Annotated in this window: 17 protein-coding genes; all 17 read left to right on the plus strand. The window is 61.6% G+C overall.

Annotated features, from left to right (window positions below):
• Positions 1-31: 31 nt before the first annotated feature.
• The 17 genes from mraY to VL202_RS11830 all read left to right on the plus strand — a co-directional run bounded on the left by mraY (position 32) and on the right by VL202_RS11830 (position 22015).
• Entirely contained in the window at positions 32-1132 is a 1101-nt protein-coding gene (gene mraY, locus VL202_RS11750; protein ID WP_325464299.1) for a phospho-N-acetylmuramoyl-pentapeptide-transferase, read from the plus strand.
• 4 nt (positions 1133-1136) lie between these two features.
• On the plus strand, positions 1137-2528 hold the full coding sequence (gene murD / locus VL202_RS11755) for a UDP-N-acetylmuramoyl-L-alanine--D-glutamate ligase (protein ID WP_325464300.1): 1392 nt from the start codon (positions 1137-1139) through the stop codon (positions 2526-2528).
• Between the two features lie 78 nt (positions 2529-2606).
• Positions 2607-3761 carry a putative lipid II flippase FtsW gene (gene ftsW / locus VL202_RS11760; RefSeq protein ID WP_325464301.1) on the plus strand — a complete coding sequence of 385 codons (1155 nt, stop codon included), beginning with the start codon at positions 2607-2609 and terminating at the stop codon, positions 3759-3761.
• 9 nt (positions 3762-3770) lie between these two features.
• A complete protein-coding gene (murG, locus tag VL202_RS11765; RefSeq protein WP_325464302.1) occupies positions 3771-4895 on the plus strand; it encodes an undecaprenyldiphospho-muramoylpentapeptide beta-N-acetylglucosaminyltransferase in 1125 nt (374 codons plus the stop codon).
• Positions 4892-6307, plus strand: a complete 1416-nt coding sequence (gene murC / locus VL202_RS11770; RefSeq protein WP_325464303.1) for a UDP-N-acetylmuramate--L-alanine ligase — start codon at positions 4892-4894, stop codon at positions 6305-6307. The genes murG and murC overlap by 4 nt, the downstream gene beginning before the upstream one ends.
• Positions 6304-7278, plus strand: coding sequence for a UDP-N-acetylmuramate dehydrogenase (murB, locus tag VL202_RS11775; RefSeq protein WP_325464304.1), 975 nt, complete (start codon positions 6304-6306; stop codon positions 7276-7278). The genes murC and murB overlap by 4 nt, the downstream gene beginning before the upstream one ends.
• Positions 7279-7751: 473 nt before the next feature.
• On the plus strand, positions 7752-8438 hold the full coding sequence (aqpZ, locus tag VL202_RS11780) for an aquaporin Z (protein ID WP_325464305.1): 687 nt from the start codon (positions 7752-7754) through the stop codon (positions 8436-8438).
• Between the two features lie 316 nt (positions 8439-8754).
• Positions 8755-9681, plus strand: a complete 927-nt coding sequence (locus VL202_RS11785) for a D-alanine--D-alanine ligase (RefSeq protein WP_325464306.1) — start codon at positions 8755-8757, stop codon at positions 9679-9681.
• Positions 9669-10598: a cell division protein FtsQ/DivIB gene (locus tag VL202_RS11790; protein ID WP_325464307.1), complete on the plus strand. Its 930-nt coding sequence runs from the start codon at positions 9669-9671 to the stop codon at positions 10596-10598. Before VL202_RS11785 ends, VL202_RS11790 begins: the two co-directional genes overlap by 13 nt.
• Positions 10595-11926 (plus strand): cell division protein FtsA, encoded by a 1332-nt coding sequence (gene ftsA, locus VL202_RS11795; RefSeq protein ID WP_325464308.1) that lies wholly within the window; start codon positions 10595-10597, stop codon positions 11924-11926. The genes VL202_RS11790 and ftsA overlap by 4 nt, the downstream gene beginning before the upstream one ends.
• Before the next feature lie 114 nt (positions 11927-12040).
• Positions 12041-13864 (plus strand): cell division protein FtsZ, encoded by a 1824-nt coding sequence (gene ftsZ, locus VL202_RS11800; protein ID WP_325464309.1) that lies wholly within the window; start codon positions 12041-12043, stop codon positions 13862-13864.
• Positions 13865-14204: 340 nt separating this feature from the next.
• A complete protein-coding gene (gene lpxC / locus VL202_RS11805) occupies positions 14205-15149 on the plus strand; it encodes a UDP-3-O-acyl-N-acetylglucosamine deacetylase (RefSeq protein WP_325464310.1) in 945 nt (314 codons plus the stop codon).
• Between the two features lie 229 nt (positions 15150-15378).
• A complete protein-coding gene (locus VL202_RS11810) occupies positions 15379-16212 on the plus strand; it encodes an outer membrane protein assembly factor BamD (RefSeq protein WP_325464331.1) in 834 nt (277 codons plus the stop codon).
• Positions 16213-16241: 29 nt separating this feature from the next.
• A complete protein-coding gene (gene recN / locus VL202_RS11815) occupies positions 16242-17924 on the plus strand; it encodes a DNA repair protein RecN (protein ID WP_325464311.1) in 1683 nt (560 codons plus the stop codon).
• On the plus strand, positions 17917-20262 hold the full coding sequence (gene ligA, locus VL202_RS11820) for an NAD-dependent DNA ligase LigA (protein WP_325464312.1): 2346 nt from the start codon (positions 17917-17919) through the stop codon (positions 20260-20262). Before recN ends, ligA begins: the two co-directional genes overlap by 8 nt.
• Before the next feature lie 107 nt (positions 20263-20369).
• Positions 20370-21014, plus strand: a complete 645-nt coding sequence (locus VL202_RS11825; protein WP_325464313.1) for a DUF47 domain-containing protein — start codon at positions 20370-20372, stop codon at positions 21012-21014.
• Positions 21014-22015, plus strand: coding sequence for an inorganic phosphate transporter (locus VL202_RS11830; protein ID WP_325464314.1), 1002 nt, complete (start codon positions 21014-21016; stop codon positions 22013-22015). The genes VL202_RS11825 and VL202_RS11830 overlap by 1 nt, the downstream gene beginning before the upstream one ends.
• Positions 22016-22052: the final 37 nt, after the last annotated feature.

Consider the following 22052-nt stretch of genomic DNA (forward strand, 5'->3'; position numbering starts at 1 on the left):
TCTGCAACGAACCTTTGGGGAAAGGTCCCTCATGCTCATCTGGCTTGTCGAACTGGCGGACCATTTTCAGTTTTTCAATCTCTTCCGGTACATCACCTTTCGTACCGGCGCGTCCTTGTTCACGTCCGCACTGATTGTCTTCCTGTTCGGACCGCGCATGATTTCGTCGCTGCGTGTCCGGCAGGGGCGTGGTCAGCCGATCCGCGCCGATGGACCGCAGACCCATTTCAAGAAGGCCGGCACGCCGACCATGGGCGGTCTGATGATTCTGGCCGGCATCGTCGGTTCGTCGCTGCTATGGGCCGATCTGTCCAGTGTCTACGTTGTGTCGACGCTGCTGGTGACGCTCGGTTTCGGTGCCATTGGCTTCTATGACGATTATCTGAAGGTCACCAAGCAGTCGGACAAGGGGTTTTCCGGCAAGGCGCGGCTTGGCCTGGAGTTCCTGATCGCGGCCATCGCCGTGTTCTTCATGATGCGAACGGCGCTCTCGGCCGGTGTCGCTGGCTCGACCTTCGGTTCGTCGCTGACATTCCCGTTCCTCAAGGACTTCACCCTCAATCTCGGCTATTTCTTCATCCTGTTCGGTGGTTTCGTGATCGTCGGCGCCGGCAATGCCGTCAATCTTACCGATGGACTCGATGGTCTCGCCATCGTTCCGGTGATGATCGCGGCGGCATCGTTCGGCGTCATCGCCTATCTGGCCGGCAACGCCGTCTTTGCCAATTACCTGCAGATCCATTTCGTGCCCGGCACAGGCGAACTGGCCGTCATTCTCGGTGCCGTCATCGGCGCCGGTCTCGGCTTCCTCTGGTTCAACGCCCCGCCGGCGGCGATTTTCATGGGTGATACCGGTTCGCTTGCGCTGGGCGGCCTGATCGGCACGGTGGCCGTTGCCACCAAGCACGAGATCGTCATGGTCATCATCGGCGGGCTGTTCGTCATGGAAACCCTGTCGGTGATTATCCAGGTGTTCTGGTTCAAGCGCACCGGCAAGCGCGTCTTCCTGATGGCCCCCATTCATCACCATTTCGAGAAGCTCGGCTGGACCGAAAGCCAGGTCGTCATCCGCTTCTGGATCATTGCCGTCATCCTCGCCATGGTCGGCCTGTCGACCCTGAAACTGCGGTAGGCCGATGATCCCCGTCACCACATTCAGCGGCAAGCACGTTGCTCTTTTCGGCCTCGGCGGCTCGGGGCTGGCGACGGCGCAGGCGCTGGTCGCCGGCGGCGCAGAGGTAACAGCCTGGGACGACAATCCGGACAACGTTGCCAAGGCGGCTGCAGGTGGCATCGGCACCGGCGACCTCCATCACGCGGACTGGACCGCCTTTTCCGCTTTCGTCCTGTCGCCCGGCGTACCGCTGACGCATCCGAAGCCGCACTGGACCGTCGAACTCGCCCAAAAGGCAGGCGTCGAGATCATCGGCGATGTCGAACTGTTCGTGCGGGAGCGGGCGGCTGCCGCCCCCGATTGCCCGTTCATCGCTATTACCGGCACCAATGGCAAATCGACCACGACGGCCCTGATCGCCCATATCCTGACGTCGAGCGGCCGGGATACGCAGCTTGGCGGTAATATCGGCACAGCGGTCCTGACACTCGATCCGCCAGCCGCCAGCCGCTTCTTCGTGGTCGAATGCTCGTCCTACCAGATCGACCTTGCTCCGACGATCAACCCGTCCGCCGGCATCCTGCTCAACCTGACGCCCGACCATCTCGACCGGCACGGCAGCATGGAACACTACGCGGAGATCAAGGAACGGCTGATCGCGGGAAGCGATACGGCGATCGTTGGCGTCGACGACGTCTACACGGAAGCCATCGCCGATCGTGCGGCGCTTGCCGGTCGCCATGTCATCCGTATCGCCCGTCACCGTCCGCTTGGCCAGGGATTCTACGCGGACGGAACGCGGATCATGCGTGCGGAAGGTGGGCTGTCCTCGGTCTTCGCCGATCTCGATGGCATCGCCACCCTGCGCGGCAATCACAACGCCCAGAACGCGGCCGCCGCCATCGCGGCCTGCCTTGCGGTCGGTGTTTCGGAAAGCGAAATCCGCGACGGGCTTGCCTCGTTCCCGGGCCTCAAGCATCGCATGCAGCCGGTCGGCCGCAAGGGCGACGTCGTCTTCGTCAATGACAGCAAGGCGACCAATGCCGATGCGGCGGCACCCGCGCTGTCGAGCTACGACCGGATCTACTGGATCGCCGGTGGCCTGCCCAAGGAAGGCGGCATCACGACGCTTGCACCGTTCTTCCCGAAGATCGCCAAGGCCTATCTGATCGGCGAGGCGGCACCCGCCTTTGCCGCGACGCTGGGGGATGTCGTTCCGTTCGAGATTTCCGGTACGCTGGAGCAGGCGGTCGCGCATGCGGCGGCGGACGCGGCCAAGGACGAGAGCGGCCCATTGGCCGTCATGTTGTCCCCGGCTTGCGCAAGCTTCGACCAGTACAAGAATTTCGAGGTTCGGGGCGACGCGTTCGTCAGCCATGTCGCTGCGATCAATGGCGTGACGATGCTGATATAGCCGCCCGGCGGCTGATGGGGTTGATGAGCCCTGACGAGAAGGATACTGGCGCACCGCGCCGTTGAAGGGGACGAAGAGATGGTAAGCCGTGCTGAACGTGGCCCTCTGGCCGACTGGTTCTGGACGATCGACAGGTTCTTCCTGGCGACCTTCATTCTATTGATGGGGATCGGCTTCATGCTGTCCTTCGCAGCCAGCCCGGCGGTGGCCGAGCGGCTCAACCTCGACAGCTTCCATTTTGTCAAACGGCACGCAGCCTTTCTCCTGCCCTCGCTTGGCATCATGATCGCGATCTCGTTCCTGACGCCCCGGCAGGTGCGCCGTGCGGCGATGATCCTTCTTCTCGTGTCGCTCGGCATGATGGTGCTGGCGTTGTTCTTCGGCGCCGAGGTCAAAGGGTCCCGCCGCTGGATTTCGCTCGCGGGATTGTCGATCCAGCCGTCCGAATTCATGAAGCCTGCCTTCGTCGTCGTCTGCGCCTGGCTGTTTTCCGAACATGCCCGCCAACCGGAAATTCCTGGAAACCTTTTTGCCATCCTGCTCTACGGCATGGTGGCGGCGCTTCTCGTCGCCCAGCCCGACCTAGGCCAGACCATTCTGACGACCACCGTCTGGGGCGGTATGTTCTTCATGGCCGGCATGCCGTGGATCTGGATCATCCTGCTCGGCGGCGCCGGCGTCGGCGGGCTGGTCGTCGCCTACACGGTGCTGCCGCACGTCGCCGGCCGTATCGACCGGTTCATGACCGGGGAGGGCGATACGTTTCAGGTGGACACGGCGCGTGAAGCGATCATCCGTGGCGACTGGCTGGGGCAGGGACCGGGCGAGGGCGTCATCAAGCGCATCATTCCCGACAGCCATACCGACTTCATCTTTTCCGTCGCCGCCGAGGAATTCGGGATCATCTTCTGCATGGCCGTCGTGGCGATCTTCGCCTTCCTCGTCATGCGCGGCCTGTCCCATGCCTTCCGCGAACGCAATGACTTCAACCGTTTTGCCGTCGCCGGCCTGGTGCTGCAGATCGGCATCCAGTCGATGATCAATGTCGGCGTGAACCTGGAACTGCTGCCGGCCAAGGGCATGACCCTGCCGCTGATTTCCTACGGTGGTTCGTCGATGGTGGCGATCTGCGTCACGGCCGGCTTCATCCTGGCGCTGACGCGCCATCGCCCGGAAAAGCGCGCCGTCGAGCGCAGCCTGTTCCGCTCCGGCATGGGCGTTCCCGCCGAATAAGGATCTTACATGACCAAAGGCATCATCATGCTGGCCGCCGGTGGGACCGGCGGTCATCTGTTTCCGGCGGAAGCTCTCGCCTTCGAACTGAAGGCGCTGGGCTATTCCGTGCATCTGGCAACCGATAGCCGCGCCGAGCGCTATGCGGGCAAGTTCCCGGCCGACGAGATCCATGTCGTTCCATCCGCAACGATCGGTTCGAAGAACCCGCTGAAGGTCGCCTCGTCGCTGTGGACGCTCTGGTCCGGCATCCGCATCGCCCGGCGACTGATGGCGAAGGTCAGGCCGAAGGTGGTCGTCGGGTTCGGCGGCTATCCAACCATTCCGCCACTGCTGGCCGCCACCGGCATGGGCATTCCCTCGATGATCCACGAGCAGAACGCCGTGATGGGCCGCGCCAACAGGGCGCTTGCCAAGCGCGTCATGGCGATCGCCGGCGGTTTTCTGCCCGAGACCGATGGTCCCTATGCGGCAAAGACGGTGACGACCGGCAACCCTGTTCGTCCGGCGGTGCTGGAGGCGGCCAATGTACCGTATCAGGCTTCGGGCGCTGGCGAAGAGTTTCGGCTGGTCGTGTTCGGCGGCAGCCAGGGCGCGCAGTATTTTTCCAAGACCGTTCCAACGGCCGTCAGTCTTCTCGATGACGGTTTGAGACAGCGGCTCAAGATCACCCAGCAGGCGCGCGCCGAGGACATGCCGATGGTGCAGGGCTGTGTCGCCAAGTTGGAGATGAACGCGGAAATCGCACCGTTCTTTACCGACATGGCCGAGCGGATCGCCCGGGCGCATCTGGTTGTCTGCCGCTCCGGCGCTTCCACCGTTTCGGAAATCTCGGTCATCGGCCGTCCGGCAATCCTGGTTCCCTATCCCTATGCGCTCGATCACGACCAGGCCGCCAATGCCGCGACGCTTGCCGCCACCGGCGGCGCCAAGGTCATCGTCCAGGCAGAGCTTTCGGCGGAGAAGCTCAGCCGTATCCTGACGGACGCGATGAACAACCCGGAGAAACTCGCGGGCATGGCGGAAAATGCCCGCAAGGCGGGCAAGCCGGATGCCGCCCGCTTGCTTGCTGCCATGGTTGAAGCTATTGCCAGCGGTTCGACGATTGCCAAGTTCAAGGAAACACGCTCATGAAAATGCCGCAGACGATCGGCCTCGTTCATTTCATCGGTATCGGCGGTATCGGCATGAGCGGCATTGCCGAGGTGCTGCACAATCTCGGCCACCGCGTTCAGGGATCCGACCAGTCCGACAGCGCCAATGTCCAGCGCCTGCGTGACAAGGGCATCGAGGTCTTCGTCGGCCACAAGGCGGAGAATATCGGTGATGCCGAAGTCGTCGTCGTTTCCACGGCGATCAAGAAGAACAACCCGGAACTGATCGCCGCGCGCGAAAAGCTGCTGCCGGTGGTCCGCCGCGCCGAAATGCTGGCCGAACTCATGCGCTTCCGCAATGCCATCGCCATCGGCGGCACCCACGGCAAGACGACGACCACCTCGATGGTGGCGACGCTCCTGGAGGCCGGCGGGCTCGATCCGACGGTCATCAATGGTGGCATCATCAATGCCTATGGCACCAACGCTCGCATGGGCGAGGGCGAGTGGATGGTGGTGGAGGCTGACGAATCGGACGGCACCTTCCTGAAACTGCCGGCAGACGTCGCCGTGGTCACCAATATCGATCCCGAACATCTCGATCACTACGGCAATTTCGACGCCGTGCGCGCCGCCTTCCGGCAGTTCGTCGAGAATGTGCCGTTCTATGGTTTCGGCGTCATGTGCCTCGATCATCCCGAAGTGCAGACGATGGTCTCCAAGATCGAGGATCGCAAAGTCATTACCTATGGTGAAAATCCGCAGGCCGACGTTCGCTTTTCCAACATCCGCATGGACGGCGCGACATCGGTGTTCGACGTTGAAATCCGCCGCCGCCGCACCGGCCAGGTGATCCAGTTGCAGGACCTGCGCCTGCCGATGCCGGGCCGCCACAACGTCTCCAATGCCACGGCGGCCATCGCCGTTGCTCAGCGGTTGGGCATCTCGCCGGAGGATATCGCCAAGGGGCTCGCCTCCTTTGCCGGCGTCAAGCGCCGATTCACCTTCACCGGCGAATGGAACAATGTCCGCGTCTACGACGATTACGGTCATCACCCGGTCGAGATCAAGGCCGTGCTCAAGGCTGCCCGCGAAGCCTGCCAGGGCCGCGTGATCGCCGTTCACCAGCCGCACCGCTTCAGCCGCCTGCAAAGCCTGTTCGAGGATTTTTCCGCCTGCTTCAACGACGCCGACACTATCCTTCTCGCACCGGTCTATTCGGCCGGCGAGGAGCCGATCGACGGCGTCAATTCGCAGGAACTGGTGTCCCGCATCAAGGCCGGCGGTCACCGCGACGCACGGTTCATCGAAGGCCCGGAAGCAATCGCGCCGATTGTATCTGCCATTGCACAACCCGGTGACTTTGTGGTTCTCTTGGGGGCTGGCAGCATCACATACTGGGCTGCCACACTCCCGAAGGAACTCGCAGGCATTTCAGGAAATTCCGCATGAAACAGGTAAACGGTGAAAAACTTCTGGCGTCTCTTGGAGACGGCATCAAGGACTTGCGCGGGCGCCTGACGCCGGACGCGCCGATGGACCGTGTCACCTGGTTCCGTGCCGGCGGTCTCGCCGAACTGATGTTCCAGCCGCACGATATGGACGACCTCGTCACTTTCCTGAAACTACTGCCGGATGACGTGCCGGTGATGGTCGCTGGCGTCGGCTCCAACCTTCTGGTGCGTGACGGCGGCATCAAGGGCGTCGTGATCCGCCTGTCGGCCAAGGGGTTCGGCGACGTCGAGCTGCTGTCGGAGACGCGCGTCAAGGCTGGCGCCATCTGCCCCGACAAGAACCTTGCGGCCATGACGCTCGATCACGGCATCGGCGGTTTCCACTTCTATTATGGCATTCCCGGCTCGATCGGCGGCGCGCTGCGCATGAATGCCGGCGCCAATGGCGGCGAAACGCGCGAGCGCGTGGTCGAGGTCCATGCGGTCGATCGCAAGGGCAACCGGCATGTGCTGTCCAATGCCGACATGGGCTACAGCTATCGGCATTCATCTGCGGCCAGGGACCTGATCTTCACCCACGCCGTTTTCGAAGGCTATCTCGAAGACAAGGTGAAGATCCGCGCCGACATGGATGCGGTTCGCCGGCACCGCGAGACCGTGCAGCCGATTCGCGAAAAGACCGGCGGCTCTACCTTCAAGAATCCCGAAGGACACTCCGCCTGGAAGCTGATCGACGAAGCTGGTTGCCGCGGGATGATAATCGGCGGCGCCCAGATGTCGCCGATGCATTGCAATTTCATGATCAATACGGGGCAGGCGAGCGGCTACGAGCTCGAATATCTCGGCGAAACCGTGCGTCAGCGCGTCTATGAGACCTCCGGCATCACGTTGGAATGGGAAATCAAGCGCATCGGTAATTTCATGCTGGGCTATGAGGTCAAGACATTCCTCGGCGAACTGACAGCCTGAGGCCCAGGTAAATCGAGACAACAAAAAAACCGCCGCGGATCGCTCCACGGCGGTTTTTCGTTTCGTAGGTCCTGCCTCGGACTTCGTCCCCGCCAGACAGCAGCATGCGGGTTGTGCAGTATATTTAAAGCGTTACAGCGACCTTTGGGCGTCGTATGCGACGCGCGGCGTTGTAGAGCGACGACGCCCGGATAATGGCAAGGTTTCCGGGATTGGGGCGTCTCAAAAATTTAGGGGCTTCCAACCCCATGCCAGGGCTCGTCTGCCGATCAAACATTCATCTTTCGGCTCTTCCGATTGCTTAACCCTTGACCGGAATCGCTTTTTCAAAAATCTTGGGTTGTGCGGCTTTTATCGAGCCGCCTTTAGTTGGCTATATCGTGCGGATATTCCATTCAGGGGGGCCCTGGCTGGAATGCGGTTCATGCACGGGAAGCCTTCCCGGAGCGTCGCTCCTGTTTGAAGGGGAAATCATGTTCAAGAAGCTTTCGGCGGAATTTTTAGGAACATTCTGGCTGGTGTTCGGCGGTTGCGGCAGCGCGGTTCTGTCGGCTGCCTTTCCAGAAGTGGGTATCGGCCTGCTCGGCGTCTCGTTCGCTTTCGGCCTGACGGTGCTGACCATGGCCTACGCGGTCGGCGGCATTTCAGGCGGTCATTTCAACCCGGCCGTGTCCGTCGGCCTGACGGTCGCCGGCAAGTTTCCGGCCTCTTCGCTGATCGGCTACATCATCGCCCAGGTCGCCGGTGCGATCCTGGCGGCAGCGGCGCTCTATCTGGTCGCCAGCGGCAAGGCCGATTTCCAGCTCGGCGGGTTTGCCGCCAATGGTTACGGCGAGCATTCGCCGGGTGGTTATTCGCTGACGTCGGCGCTGGTGATCGAGGTCCTGCTGACCGGCTTCTTCCTCTTCATCATCCTTGGCTCGACCAGCGGCCGGGTGCCTGCGGGCTTTGCGCCGATCGCCATCGGCCTTGCGTTGACATTGATCCATCTGATCTCGATTCCCGTCACCAACACCTCGGTCAACCCGGCCCGCTCGACAGGGCAGGCCCTGTTCGTCGGCGGATGGGCGTTGCAGCAGCTGTGGTTGTTCTGGCTGGCGCCCATCGTCGGGGCTGTCCTCGGCGGCATTGCCTGGAAGGTCGTCGGCGAAGGCGACTGATATCTTCCACCACGCTGTCCAATGATCCTCAAGCCCCGGGCGCAAGCTCCGGGGCTTTTGCATTCGAGCCTGGGGCGCATGTCGATTTTTTTGCTTTCGCTTGAATTAACTTTCTGATTCCAAGTGATGAATCCAAGCATGGCATTGATTCGACCTGAAATATTTCAACTTCACCGTGGGTGAGGTTAACCAAAGTAAACGGTTCGTTAACCATAATGCCGCTCTAGTGGGGTTGTGCCTGACGGTCGCGACTCGTGTGCGAGCCAGCCAGGCGCAAGCAGGAATTTGTAAGGCTGGCGTAATGTCGGGGGTTTTTATGAGTGGCAAGCACGTTGCTGTCCTGATGGGCGGATTTTCTTCGGAGCGGCCGGTGAGCGTCTCCTCCGGGACTGCGTGCGCCGATGCACTGGAAGGTGAAGGTTACCGCGTCACCCGCGTGGACGTCGATCACGACATCGCGTCGGTGCTTGCAGACCTGCGTCCTGACGTCGCCTTCAACGCACTGCACGGTCCGTTCGGCGAGGACGGAACCATCCAGGGCATCCTCGAATATCTTGAAATTCCCTACACCCATTCGGGCGTGCTCGCCTCGGCGCTTGCCATGGACAAGGCGCAGGCCAAGATCATCGCCGCCGCAGCCGGCATTCCGATCGCCGAAGCGCGCATCATGGATCGTCACGATTTCGGTTTGCAGCATCCGCTGAAGCCGCCTTACGTGGTCAAGCCGGTACGCGAAGGATCGAGTTTCGGTGTGGTCATGGTCAAGGAAGACCAGTCGCATCCGCCGCAGATCATCACCTCCAGCGAATGGCGCTACGGCGATCGGGTCATGGTCGAGCGCTATATTGCCGGGCGCGAATTCACGTGTGGCGTCATGGGCGATCAGACGCTCGGAGTCACCGAAGTGATTCCTCAAGGCCACGCCTTCTACGATTATGATTCCAAGTATGTAAAAGGCGGTTCAAAACACGTCATTCCGGCGGAAGTTTTACCGAATATTTACCAAAAAATACAAACACTCTCTCTCAAGGCGCATCAGGCGATTGGATGCCGCGGCGTAAGCCGCTCCGACTTCCGCTTCGACGACCGCTTCTCTGAAGACGGAGAGCTTATCTGGCTGGAAATCAACACTCAGCCCGGAATGACTCCAACCTCTCTGGTGCCCGAAATGGCCGTTCATGCCGGCCATACCTTTGGTGAATTCCTCAAGTGGATCGTGGAGGACGCGTCGTGTTTGCGTTGAGAGGCAGGAAGACAAGGCTTCGTGCGCCGCTGGAAGCGGCTGACCTTGATGGTCAGCGCGTCCTGCCGCGGCCGCTTCGCCGCGTCGTGCGTTTCCTGATCAGCCTTGGAGCCGGCCGCATCCACTTCATGCCCTATACCGGCACCATCTCGGCTGCTGTCTTCCTGGCGGCGACAGGCTTCTACGGCATGTCGCTCGGCGGTCATAGCCAGAACGTCGCCCAGGCGACGACCTCGGCCGTTGGTTTCGCAATCGAGGACGTCAAGGTCTCCGGCAACGACCAGACCTCCGAGATCGACATCCTGCAGCAGCTCGGCCTTGACGGCACGACCTCTCTCGTCGCGCTCGACATCGATGTTGCCCGCAAGCTGATCAGCGAAATGCCGTGGGTCGAGACCGTTGCCGTGCGCAAGGTCTATCCCGGCACGATCGAGGTGACGCTCAAGGAACGCAAGGCATTCGGCATCTGGCAGCATGGCTCCGACCTGTCGCTGATCGAGGCGAGCGGCAGCGTCATCGCGCCGCTGCGTGACAACAAATTCTCTGAGCTGCCGCTGTTCGTCGGCCGTGATGCCGAGACGTCGGCTGCGGAATTCTACGCGCGTTTTTCGCAGTGGCCTGAAATATCCAAGCGCGTGAAGGCCTATGTCCGTGTCGCTGGCCGCCGCTGGGACCTGATGCTGGACAACGGCATCACCATCAAGTTGCCGGAGCAGGATATCGAGCGCGCCATGCAGGTGCTCTCGACCATGGATGAAGGCCAGCAGTTGCTGGAGCGCGACATCGCCGCCGTCGACCTGCGGCTCGAGGATCGCACGACGGTCCAGTTGACCAAGGAAGCCGCCGCTCGCCGCGACGTGGCGCTGGAAGCACGGACCAAAAAATTGAAGAAGCTCGAGCAGGAGAACCGGACATGAGCATTTTCGGTTCCTCGCATATCGGTCTGCCTCGCCTGAAACCGCTGTCTTCCAAGCGGTCGCATGTCGTTTCGGTGCTGGATATCGGTTCCACCAAGGTGGTCTGCATGATCGGCCGGCTGACGCCGAAGGCCGAAAGCCAGATCCTGCCGAACCGCACCCACTCGGTCGAAATCATCGGCATCGGTCATCACAAGTCGCGCGGCATGAAGAACGGCGTCATCGCCGATCTCGATGCCGCCGAAAGCGTCGTCCGCCTGGCGGTCGATGCCGCCGAGCGCATGGCCGGCCTGACGATCGACAGCCTGATCGTCAATATTTCCGCCGGTCGCCTGCAGAGTGACATCTACACCGCCTCCATCGATCTCGGCGGTCAGGAAGTCGATGCGGCTGATCTGAAGAAGGTTTTGGCGGCCGCCGGCCAGCAGTCGCTGCGCCAGGATCGCGTCATCCTGCATTCGCTGCCGACCGGCTTCTCGCTCGATGGGGAGCGCGGCATCCGTGATCCGCTCGCCATGTTCGGCGACCAGCTTGGTGTCGACATGCACGTGCTGACCGCCGAGCGAGCCGCGCTGAAGAACCTGGAGCTTTGCATCAACCGCGCCCATCTGTCGGTCGAAGGCATTGTCGCAACGCCTTATGCCAGCGGCCTTGCGGCCCTCGTCGATGACGAAGTCGAGCTTGGCTGCGCCGCCATCGACATGGGCGGCGGTACGACGACGATCTCGGTCTTCGCCGAAGGCAAGCTGGTTCATGCCGATGCGATCAGCCTCGGCGGCCATCACGTCACGACGGACCTTGCCCGCGGCCTCTCGACCCGGATCGAAGACGCCGAGCGCCTGAAGGTCGTCCATGGTTCGGCGCTGCCCAACACCGTCGACGAGCGCGACATCGTTTCCGTGCCGCCGATCGGCGAGGACGATCGCGACCAGCCGACCCACGTGCCGCGCGCGCTCGTTTCGCGCATCGTGCGGGCCCGCATCGAGGAAACGCTCGAACTCATTCGCGACCGCATCCAGCGCTCGGGCTTCTCGCCGATCGTCGGCAAGCGCGTCGTCCTGACGGGCGGCGCCAGCCAGTTGACCGGCCTGCCGGAATCGGCGCGTCGCATTCTCGCCCGCAACGTCCGCATCGGCCGCCCGCTCGGCGTCTCCGGCCTGCCGGCAGCGGCCAAGGGCCCGGCCTTTTCGACCGCCGTCGGGCTGATGATCTATCCGCAGGTCGCGGACATGGAAACCCACGCGACGCAGGGCGGCCTGCTCTCGTCGCTGGCAGGAAACAACAGCCGGATCGCCCGCATGGGCCAATGGCTGAAGGAAAGTTTTTGAGGCCCCAAGTCTGCGGCAAGGACAGGAACCTTTCGCAGCCGAGGGAAGCGTGAAGAGTTTTAGAGATTTGGCCGACCCGGCAAGGCGGCCAGAAACCAGGAAGGAACGGGTACAATGACGATCAACTTGCAGAAGCCGGATATCACCGAGCTGAAGCCACGCATCACCGTGTTCGGTGTCGGTGGCGGCGGCGGCAACGCTGTCAACAACATGATCACCGCAGGCCTCGAAGGCGTCGATTTCGTCGTCGCCAATACCGATGCGCAGGCGCTGACCATGACCAAGGCCGAACGCATTATCCAGATGGGCGTTGCCGTCACCGAAGGTCTCGGCGCCGGTTCGCAGCCTGAAGTCGGCCGTGCGGCCGCCGAGGAGTGCATCGACGAAATCATCGACCACCTGAACGGCACGCATATGTGCTTCGTCACCGCCGGCATGGGTGGCGGTACCGGTACCGGTGCCGCTCCGGTCGTCGCGCAGGCCGCCCGCAACAAGGGCATCCTGACGGTCGGCGTTGTCACCAAGCCGTTCCACTTCGAAGGCCAGCGCCGCATGCGCCTCGCCGACATGGGCATCCAGGAACTGCAGAAATCGGTCGACACCCTGATCGTCATCCCGAACCAGAACCTGTTCCGGATCGCCAACGACAGGACCACGTTCGCCGACGCTTTCGCGATGGCCGACCAGGTCCTCTATTCCGGTGTTGCCTGCATCACCGACCTGATGGTCAAGGAAGGCCTGATCAACCTCGACTTCGCGGACGTACGCTCCGTGATGCGCGAAATGGGCCGCGCCATGATGGGCACCGGCGAAGCATCCGGCGAAGGCCGCGCAATGGCCGCCGCCGAAGCTGCGATCGCCAACCCGCTGCTCGACGAAACCTCGATGAAGGGCGCTCAAGGCCTGCTGATCTCCATCACCGGCGGTCGTGACCTCACCCTGTTCGAAGTCGATGAAGCCGCCACCCGCATCCGCGAGGAAGTGGATCCGGACGCAAACATCATCCTCGGCGCAACGTTCGACGAAGAACTCGAAGGCCTGATCCGCGTTTCGGTCGTGGCAACGGGTATCGATCGCACGGCCGCGGAGGTTGCCGGTCGTTCCGCCGACTTTCGTCCGGTAGCAGCCAAGCCGATCATTCGTCCGTCGATCGCCATCCCGGCAGCCCCGGTCCAGCAGACCGTCGCCGTCCAGCAGCCGGCTCCTGTGGCCCAGCAGCCGGTCGTGCAGCAGCAGCCGGTTGCCCAGCCGGTTCAGCAGCAGACCGCCGATTCGATTGCCGAAGCCATCCGAGCAGCCGAACTGGAACGCGAACTGTTCCTGTCCATGCCGCGTGGCGGCGTCGCCGCTCCGTTGCAGCAGGCACCGATCCAGCAGGTGCAGGAAGACTTCCGTCCGCAGAGCAGGCTGTTTGGAGCCTCGGCGCCGGTCGAACAGCCCGTCATGCAGGCTGCCGCTCCGGTCCAGCGCGCTGTCGAAATGCCGGCTTACCAGCCGCAGCCCGTTGCCCAGGCGCCGGTTGCTCCCGCACCGATTGCCCAGGTTCGCCAGGAGCCGATCGCTCCGATGATCCGCCAGCAGGCCGAACAGGTCCGCATGCCGAAGGTCGAAGACTTTCCGCCGATGGTGAAGGCCGAAGCCGAGCATCGCGCTCAGCCGATCGCCCAGGAAGAACGCGGCCCGATGGGTCTCCTGAAACGAATCACCAATTCGCTCGGCCGCCGCGAAGAAGAAACCCACGATGTGGCTGCCGACATGACGGCCGGTGCTCCGGCCGCAGCCTCGCAGCAGCGTCGTCCGCTGTCGCCGGAAGCCAGCGTCTACGCACCGCGTCGCGCTGCTCCGCTCGAAGATCGTGCCCGCGTCGCCTCGCAGCCGCGTGCTCATGAAGACGATCAGCTCGAAATCCCGGCGTTCCTGCGCCGTCAGTCGAACTGATTTCACACCCGCCTTCCACCTTGCCGAAATGCCCGGGTTCGCGCCCGGGCATTTTTTATGGATTATACTTTCTTTTCAATAGCTACCGGGGACGACGCCGAAGCGTAACAAAGCGAAAGAAACAGTGATTTGGAATGAGACCCCGCAGCAATTATCTTCACAATCGGGATTGATGGGCGGCATTGCGATTCGAGACTTCGCTGGCTTGCATGTTGGACCGGCAGGTGGCGTTTCGCGCCGCTTTCCGACTGTGTGACCCGCGTCGCTTAAAAAGGCGCTTGGCTCTCGTCCCGTAAGACAATTCGGCGGTAACGCCACGGTGCATTTGAAGGCGAGAAGCATGGGACTTGGAATTGGACAGCTTGGGTTTCAGACGACGATTGCGGAGTCTGTCACTCTGTCCGGCACGGGCGTTCATTCGGGCGCCGAAGTAGCGATCACGTTCCATCCGGCGGAAGCCGATAGCGGCATCGTCTTTCAGCGCATGAATGGTGACACGGTCATTGCCGAATACAAGGCCGTGTCCTCGCAGGTCGGCAACACCGATCTCTGCACGATCCTCGGCTTCACGCCGGCGACGTTCATCGCCACTATCGAGCATGTCATGGCGGCGATCTATGCGCTTGGCCTGGACAATCTTCTGATCGAGGTTCACGGCGCCGAAATGCCGATCATGGACGGCAGTTCCGCGCCGTTCGTCGAGGCGCTCGAGCAGGCCGGCATCCGGGCGCTTGCGACGAAGCGCCGTTACATCCGCATCCTGAAGCCGGTTCGTATCGAATCGGGCGCGTCCTGGTCGGAATTCCTGCCGTATGAAGGTGGCATGCGCTTCGAGGTCGAGATCGACTTCGACTGCCCGCTGATCGGCCGCCAGTCCTGGAAGGGCGACATGACGCCGTCGACCTTCAAGAACGAACTGTCGCGTGCACGCACGTTCGGTTTCATGCGCGATGTCGAAAAGATGTGGGCCGCCGGCCGTGGCCTCGGCTCCTCGCTCGAAAACTCGGTCGTCATCTCCGACGACAATACCGTCATCAATGTCGAAGGCCTGCGTTATGCCAAGGATGAGTTCGTGCGCCACAAGACGCTCGATGCCGTCGGCGATCTCGCGCTGGCCGGCATGCCGTTCCTCGGCTGCTACCGCTCCTATCGCGGCGGCCACAAGATGAACGCCAATGCCCTGAAGGCGCTGATGGGCGATCCGACGGCCTACGAGATCGTCGAGACCACGCCGCAGCGCCAGCGTTTGGTTCCGCGCGAAGCGATCGCCGTCAACGCCCCGTGATGGTTATCCGGTTCGCTTATGCGAAATCGGGTTGCAACTTGCCAGAAGCCGGTCTTTTGACCGGCTTTTTCATGATCAGGCTGCCACAAAATTGCGTTAATCAATCATCATGACGTTGCGGTCTTGTTGCATCTTGATCTAAAACGCGGTTCATAGGCGGCGGTATTCTTACTGCCGCACGAGTTGGGATTTACGAATGGTATTTGCAGGCCGGTTTGAATTGAAGAAGATGGCACGGATTGCCGTCATCGCGCTTGCGGCATCCGCAACCAGTGTCCTGGTGACTGCCTGCCAGAACGATCCCGACATCGACATCACCAAGCTGAGCGCGGAAACCGACCCGCCTGAGGTTCTTTACAATCAGGGTCTTGCCAACCTCAATGCCGGCAAGACGACGGAAGCGGCGCGCAAGTTCGACGCAATCGACAAGCAGCACCCGTTCTCGGAATATGCCCGCAAGGCGCTGGTCATGCGATCCTTCATCAATTATCGCAACGGCCAGTATCAGGACGCCATCAACGGTGCCAGCCGCTATCTGAACCTCTATCCGGAGTCCGAAGACGCTGCTTACGCGCAGTACATCGTCGGTCTTGCTTATTCCAAGCAGATACCGGCGGTGACGCAGGACCAGAAGCCGGCCTTCAAGACGATCGAAGCGATGCAAGCGGTCGTCACGAACTATCCGGATTCGGAATATATCGAGGATGCCCAGGCGAAGATCCGCTACGCCAAGGATCAGCTCGCCGGCAAGGAAATGCAGGTCGGGCGCTATTATCTCGAGCGCAAGGAATATCTGGCGGCGATTACCCGCTTCCGTTCCGTTGTCGAGAAATATCCGAACACGAATCAGGTGGAAGAAGCGCTTTCGCGTCTGGTCGAGACCTATTTCGCCATGGGCATCACCACCGAAGCACAGACGGCGGCGGCCGTTCTCGGCCATAACTACCCCGACAGCCAGTGGTATGCGGATGCCTACAAGCTTTTGCAAACCGGCGGGCTTGAGCCGCGCGAAAACGGAAATTCGTGGATTTCGCGTGCGGGCAAGCAGCTTCTGGGCGCCTGACGGTCCTCGACGAAGAGATTTGAAACGGGATGCTTTCACAGATTTCGATCCGCGATATCGTCCTGATCGAACGGCTTGATCTGTCCTTCGATGCCGGTCTCTCCGTGTTGACCGGCGAAACCGGCGCTGGAAAATCGATTTTGCTCGATAGCCTGTCGCTGGCCCTTGGTGGCCGTGGCGACGGATCGCTGGTGCGCCATGGCGGCGACAAGGGGCAGGTGACAGCGGTGTTCGATGTCGGCATGGCACATCCGGCCCGGCTCCTGATCCGCGAGAATGGCATCGATGACGACGGCGACCTGATCTTTCGCCGGGTCCAGTCGGCTGATGGTCGCACCAAGGCCTATGTCAACGACCAGCCCGTTTCCGTCCAGTTGATGCGCCAGGCCGGCCAATTGCTGGTCGAGATCCATGGCCAGCACGACGACCGTGCGCTGGTTGATACCCATGCCCACCGCACGCTGCTGGACGCCTTCGGCGGTCTCGCCGAGGAAGCGCAGACTGTTGCCGGCCTCTACCGCATCTGGAAGGACGCGGAGCGGACGCTGAAAAAGCATCGCGACAAGGTCGCGGCCGCCGCGCGCGAAGCCGATTATCTGCGCGCCTCCGTCGATGAACTGGAAGCCCTGTCGCCACAGGATGGTGAGGAGGACGATCTCGCCGAGCGCCGTTCCCGGATGATGAAGGCCGAGCGCATCGCCGTCGATATCAACGAGGCGAGCGAATTCCTGAACGGCCATGCGTCTCCGGTGCCGCTGATCGCTTCGCTGGTGCGCCGGCTGGAGCGCAAGAGCCATGAGGCGCCCGGCCTTCTGGAAGAGACCGTGGAGTTTCTCGATACCGCGCTCAATCACCTTTCGGATGCGCAAATGGCCGTCGAGCGGGCCTTGCGCAAGACGGAATATGATCCGAAGGAACTGGAGCGCGTCGAGGAGCGCCTGTTTGCGCTGCGCGCCGCCGCCCGCAAATATTCCGTTCCGGTCACCAGTCTGCCGGCGCTCGCCGTCAAGATGATCTCCGACCTTGCCGATCTCGATGCCGGCGAGGAAAAGCTGAAGCAACTCGACGTCCAGCTTGGGCTGACCAGGGGCGCTTTCAATGCGGCAGCCGCCGCCCTTTCGGCCAAGCGCCACAACACGGCGACGGCCCTGTCGGATGCGGTCATGGCGGAACTGCCGGCGCTGAAGCTCGAGCGGGCCCGGTTCATGGTCGAGATGACGACCGACCCGGCGGCTGCAACGGCCGAAGGGATCGACGTCGTCGAGTTCCACGTCCAGACCAACCCCGGCACGCGCCCGGGGCCGATCATGAAGGTCGCATCGGGCGGCGAGCTCTCGCGTTTCCTGCTGGCGCTGAAGGTGGCGCTTGCGGATCGCGGCTCGGCGCCGACGCTGGTCTTCGATGAAATCGACACAGGCGTCGGCGGCGCCGTGGCGGACGCGATCGGCCAGCGGCTGAAGCGGCTGTCGAAGACGGTCCAGGTCCTGTCCGTCACCCATGCGCCGCAGGTCGCGGCGCGGGCCGCCACGCATCTGTTGATTTCCAAGGGACCATCGGCGGAAAAATCGGAAACCATCGCCACCCGCGTCGCCCGCATGGACGACAAGGCCCGCACCGAGGAAATCGCCCGCATGCTGGCCGGCGCTTCGGTGACCGACGAGGCGAGGGCAGCGGCATTGCGGTTGCTGGCGGGGGGTATACAGAATGGTTGAAAGTATAAATACCAAGATAAATCGTATTGCTGACGATTATCTATTATTGGCTCCGATTATTCACAAAGCTTCCTTGTCTGAGGCGCTGCATAGATTTTATGTGGAGAGCGGTGATTTAGAGATAACTGATTTGTATAATTTTCACAATCAAATCGGCAACCTTGAAGCGGAACATAAACTAAAAAGGATAAACTGGTATATTTCTTACAAAAATAAAAAAAACTCGCGCAAACTTAAGGTTTTTCGCAATTTTATTCGGCATGCGGAAGAAATGTATCATCGATACGACGAGCCGATTTTGTCGGACTCCTCATTTGATGATATTAAAAAATTATATGTAATAATTCTAAAGAAGAATAAAGCGTTTAAAAATCTTCTTAAAGAAATAGAAGAAGCAAAAGGCGCTGCACCTTTACCGATATTTTCGGCAATCACCCATGCCCGCCCGATGCTGTCGCTCGACAATGTCTTTTCCGACGAGGACGTCAGCGATTTCATTTCGAGCGTCTACCGCTTCCTCGGGCGGCTTCCGGACAACTCGATCGCCTTTACCGCCGAGCCGAAGATCGATGGCCTGTCCATGTCGCTGCGTTATGAAAACGCCAGGCTGGTGAGCGCCGCCACGCGTGGCGACGGCACCACCGGCGAGAATGTCACCGCCAATATCCGCACCATCCGGGAAATCCCCCAGACGCTGCCCGCCGGCGTGCCTGCCGTCGTCGAGGTGCGCGGTGAAGTTTACATGGCCAAGAGCGATTTCCTGGCGCTGAACGAGCAGATGCTGGCCGAGGGCAAGCAGACCTACGTCAATCCGCGCAACACCGCTGCAGGGTCGCTGCGCCAGCTCGACCCGACGATCACCGCCAGCCGCAAGCTGAAATTCTTCGCCTATGCCTGGGGCGAGATTTCCGACATGCCGGCCGATACGCAGTTCGGCATGGTCGAAGCGTTCGAGCGCTGGGGTTTTCCAGTCAATCCGCTGATGCAGCGGCTGTCGTCGATCGAGGCCATTCTCTCGCATTACAACGAGATCGGCCTGAAACGGCCCGACCTCGACTATGATATCGACGGCGTCGTCTACAAGGTGGACATGCTGGACCTGCAGCAGCGCCTCGGTTTCCGCTCCCGCTCGCCGCGCTGGGCAACGGCGCACAAGTTTCCGGCCGAGCAGGCGTTTACCACCGTCGAGAAGATCGAGATCCAGGTCGGCCGCACCGGTGCGCTGACGCCGGTCGCCCGATTGACTCCGGTCACCGTCGGCGGCGTCGTCGTCACCAATGCGACCCTGCACAATGCCGACTATATCGAAGGTCTTGGCAATGGCGGCGAGCGCATTCGTGCGGAAGAGCATGATATCCGCGTCGGTGACACGGTCATCGTCCAGCGCGCAGGGGATGTCATCCCGCAGGTGCTCGATATCGTCATGGAAAAGCGTCCGGCAGGTGCCGAACGCTACCAGTTCCCCAAGACCTGTCCGGTCTGCGGCAGTCATGCCGTGCGCGAGCGCAACGAAAAGACCGGCAAGCTCGACTCCGTCACCCGTTGCACCGGTGGCTTCGTCTGCCGGGCGCAGGCCGTCGAGCATCTGAAGCACTTCGTCTCGCGCAATGCGTTCGATATCGAAGGGCTGGGGTCCAAGCAGATCGACTTCTTCTTCGAGGCTGACGACCCGTCGCTGTCGATCAGGACGGCAGCCGACATCTTCACGCTCGAGAGGCGGCAGGCCGCCTCGACCCTCACCAAGCTGGAAAACATCGATGGCTTCGGCAAGGTCAGCGTGCGCAAGCTCTATGACGCCATCAACGACCGCCGAACAATCGCGCTGCACCGGCTGATCTATGCGCTTGGCATCCGTCATGTCGGCGAGACGACGGCAAAGCTGTTGGCGCGCTCCTATGGACGTTATGCGGTGTTTGCCGATGCCATGAAAGCGGCCGCCGAGGCTGGCTCCGATGCCTGGAACGATTTGAACACGATCGACGGTATCGGTGAAGTGGTCGCTCGCGCGATCGTCGAGTTCTACAAGGAGCCGCGCAACATGGATGTCGTCTCCCGTCTTCTGGACGAGGTGACGCCACAGGACGCCGAAGCGCCGGTGGCAAGCTCCAGCCCTGTCGCCGGCAAGACCGTCGTCTTCACCGGCTCACTGGAAAAGATGACCCGCGACGAGGCAAAAGCCATGGCCGAACGCCTGGGCGCGAAGGTCGCGGGCTCCGTCTCGAAGAAGACCGATCTGCTGGTGGCCGGCCCTGGTGCCGGCTCGAAACTCGAAAAAGCCCGCGAACTCGGTGTCGAAACCACCGATGAGGACGGCTGGTTTATCCTGATCGGTGGGTAACCGCACTTCAAAGGCCCGCAAAGCTTCCCTTGTCCGCTTGTCTTGTTTATGAGGACTGCCAGATTTATGACAGTTTCGTGACAATGACGAAAACGGATAGGTGAACAATGCTGGGTTGGTTCCGCAAGCTGATGCCGCGCGAGGACAAGTTCTTCGAGCTTTTCGAAGCGCATTCGCGCACCGTCGTCGGCGCCGCCGATGCGCTGAAGGCGCTGCTGGCAAGCGAGGGCGATCATGAGGCCAACTGCAAGCGCATCGTCACGCTCGAGGATCAGGCCGACAACATCACCCGCGACGTGATGCTCGCCGTTCGCCGCAGCTTCATCACGCCGTTCGACCGGGGCGACATCAAGGACCTGATCCAGTCGATGGATGACGCCATCGACATGATGCACAAGACTGTCAAGACCATCCGCCTGTTCGAGCAGACGACTTTCGACCCCGGCATGCGCGAAATGGGCGTGCTCGTTGTCGAAGCCGCCCGGCTAGTCGCCGAAGCCATTCCGTTGCTCGACAAGATCGGTACCAATGCGCCGCGCCTCAGCGCGATCGCCGAGGAAGTCACCCGTGTCGAGGGCCGTTCGGACGAGTTGCACGACCAGGGGCTGAAGGATCTGTTCCGCCGCCACGGCGCATCCAACCCAATGGCCTATATCATCGGCAGCGAGATTTACGGCGAACTGGAAAAGGTCGTCGACCGGTTCGAGGACGTCGCCAACGAAATCAGCGGCATCGTGATCGAGAACGTCTGATGGAGCCGACGCTCGCCTTTCCGCTGCTGCTCTGCCTGATCGGCGTCGCGCTGTTCTTTGACTTCCTGAACGGGCTGCACGACGCGGCCAATTCGATCGCAACGATCGTCTCGACGCGCGTGCTGCGGCCGCAATACGCGGTGATGTGGGCCGCATTTTTCAACTTTATCGCTTTCCTGTTCTTTGGCCTGCATGTGGCGGAAACGATCGGCAAGGGCATCATCGATCCGGCGATCGTGACGCCGCAGGTGATCTTTTCGGCGCTGATGGGCGCCATCATCTGGAACATCGTCACCTGGATTTTCGGCATTCCGTCGAGTTCGTCGCACGCGCTGGTGGGCGGCCTTGTCGGCGCCGGTCTGGCGCGCACGGGCGGAGACGCCATCGTGCTGAGCGGCCTTTTGAAGACCGTCGGCGCGATCTTCCTGTCGCCGATGATCGGCTTCCTGCTCGCCCTCATCCTTGTGTTGATCGTGTCCTGGATCTGCGTTCGCCAGACGCCGTTTGCCGTCGACCGCAGCTTTCGCGGGCTGCAGTTCATCTCGGCCTCGCTCTATTCCCTCGGCCACGGCGGCAATGATGCGCAGAAGACGATGGGCATCATTGCCGTTCTTCTGTTTTCGCAGGGCTATCTCGGCGGCACCTTCTATGTCCCGTTCTGGGTGGTGATCACATGCCAGTCGGCCATGGCGCTCGGCACCCTGTTCGGCGGCTGGCGCATTGTTCATACGATGGGCTCGAAGATTACACGGCTCAATCCGATGCAGGGTTTTTGCGCGGAAACCGGCGGGGCGATCACGCTGTTTGCGGCCACCTGGCTCGGCATTCCCGTTTCGACCACGCACACGATCACCGGCGCGATCGTCGGCGTCGGAGCGGCACGCCGCGTGTCGGCCGTCCGCTGGGGGCTGGCAGGCAATATCGTCATCGCCTGGATCGTCACCCTGCCGGCGGCAGCCCTGATCTCGGCGCTGTTCTATTTCGTCACGAGCGCGTTCTGATCTCTTGATCTCGCTTGTCGCCCGCAATCGCGCGCGG

The organism is Pararhizobium sp. (assembly GCF_035497515.1).
Lineage (GTDB): Bacteria > Pseudomonadota > Alphaproteobacteria > Rhizobiales > Rhizobiaceae > Pararhizobium.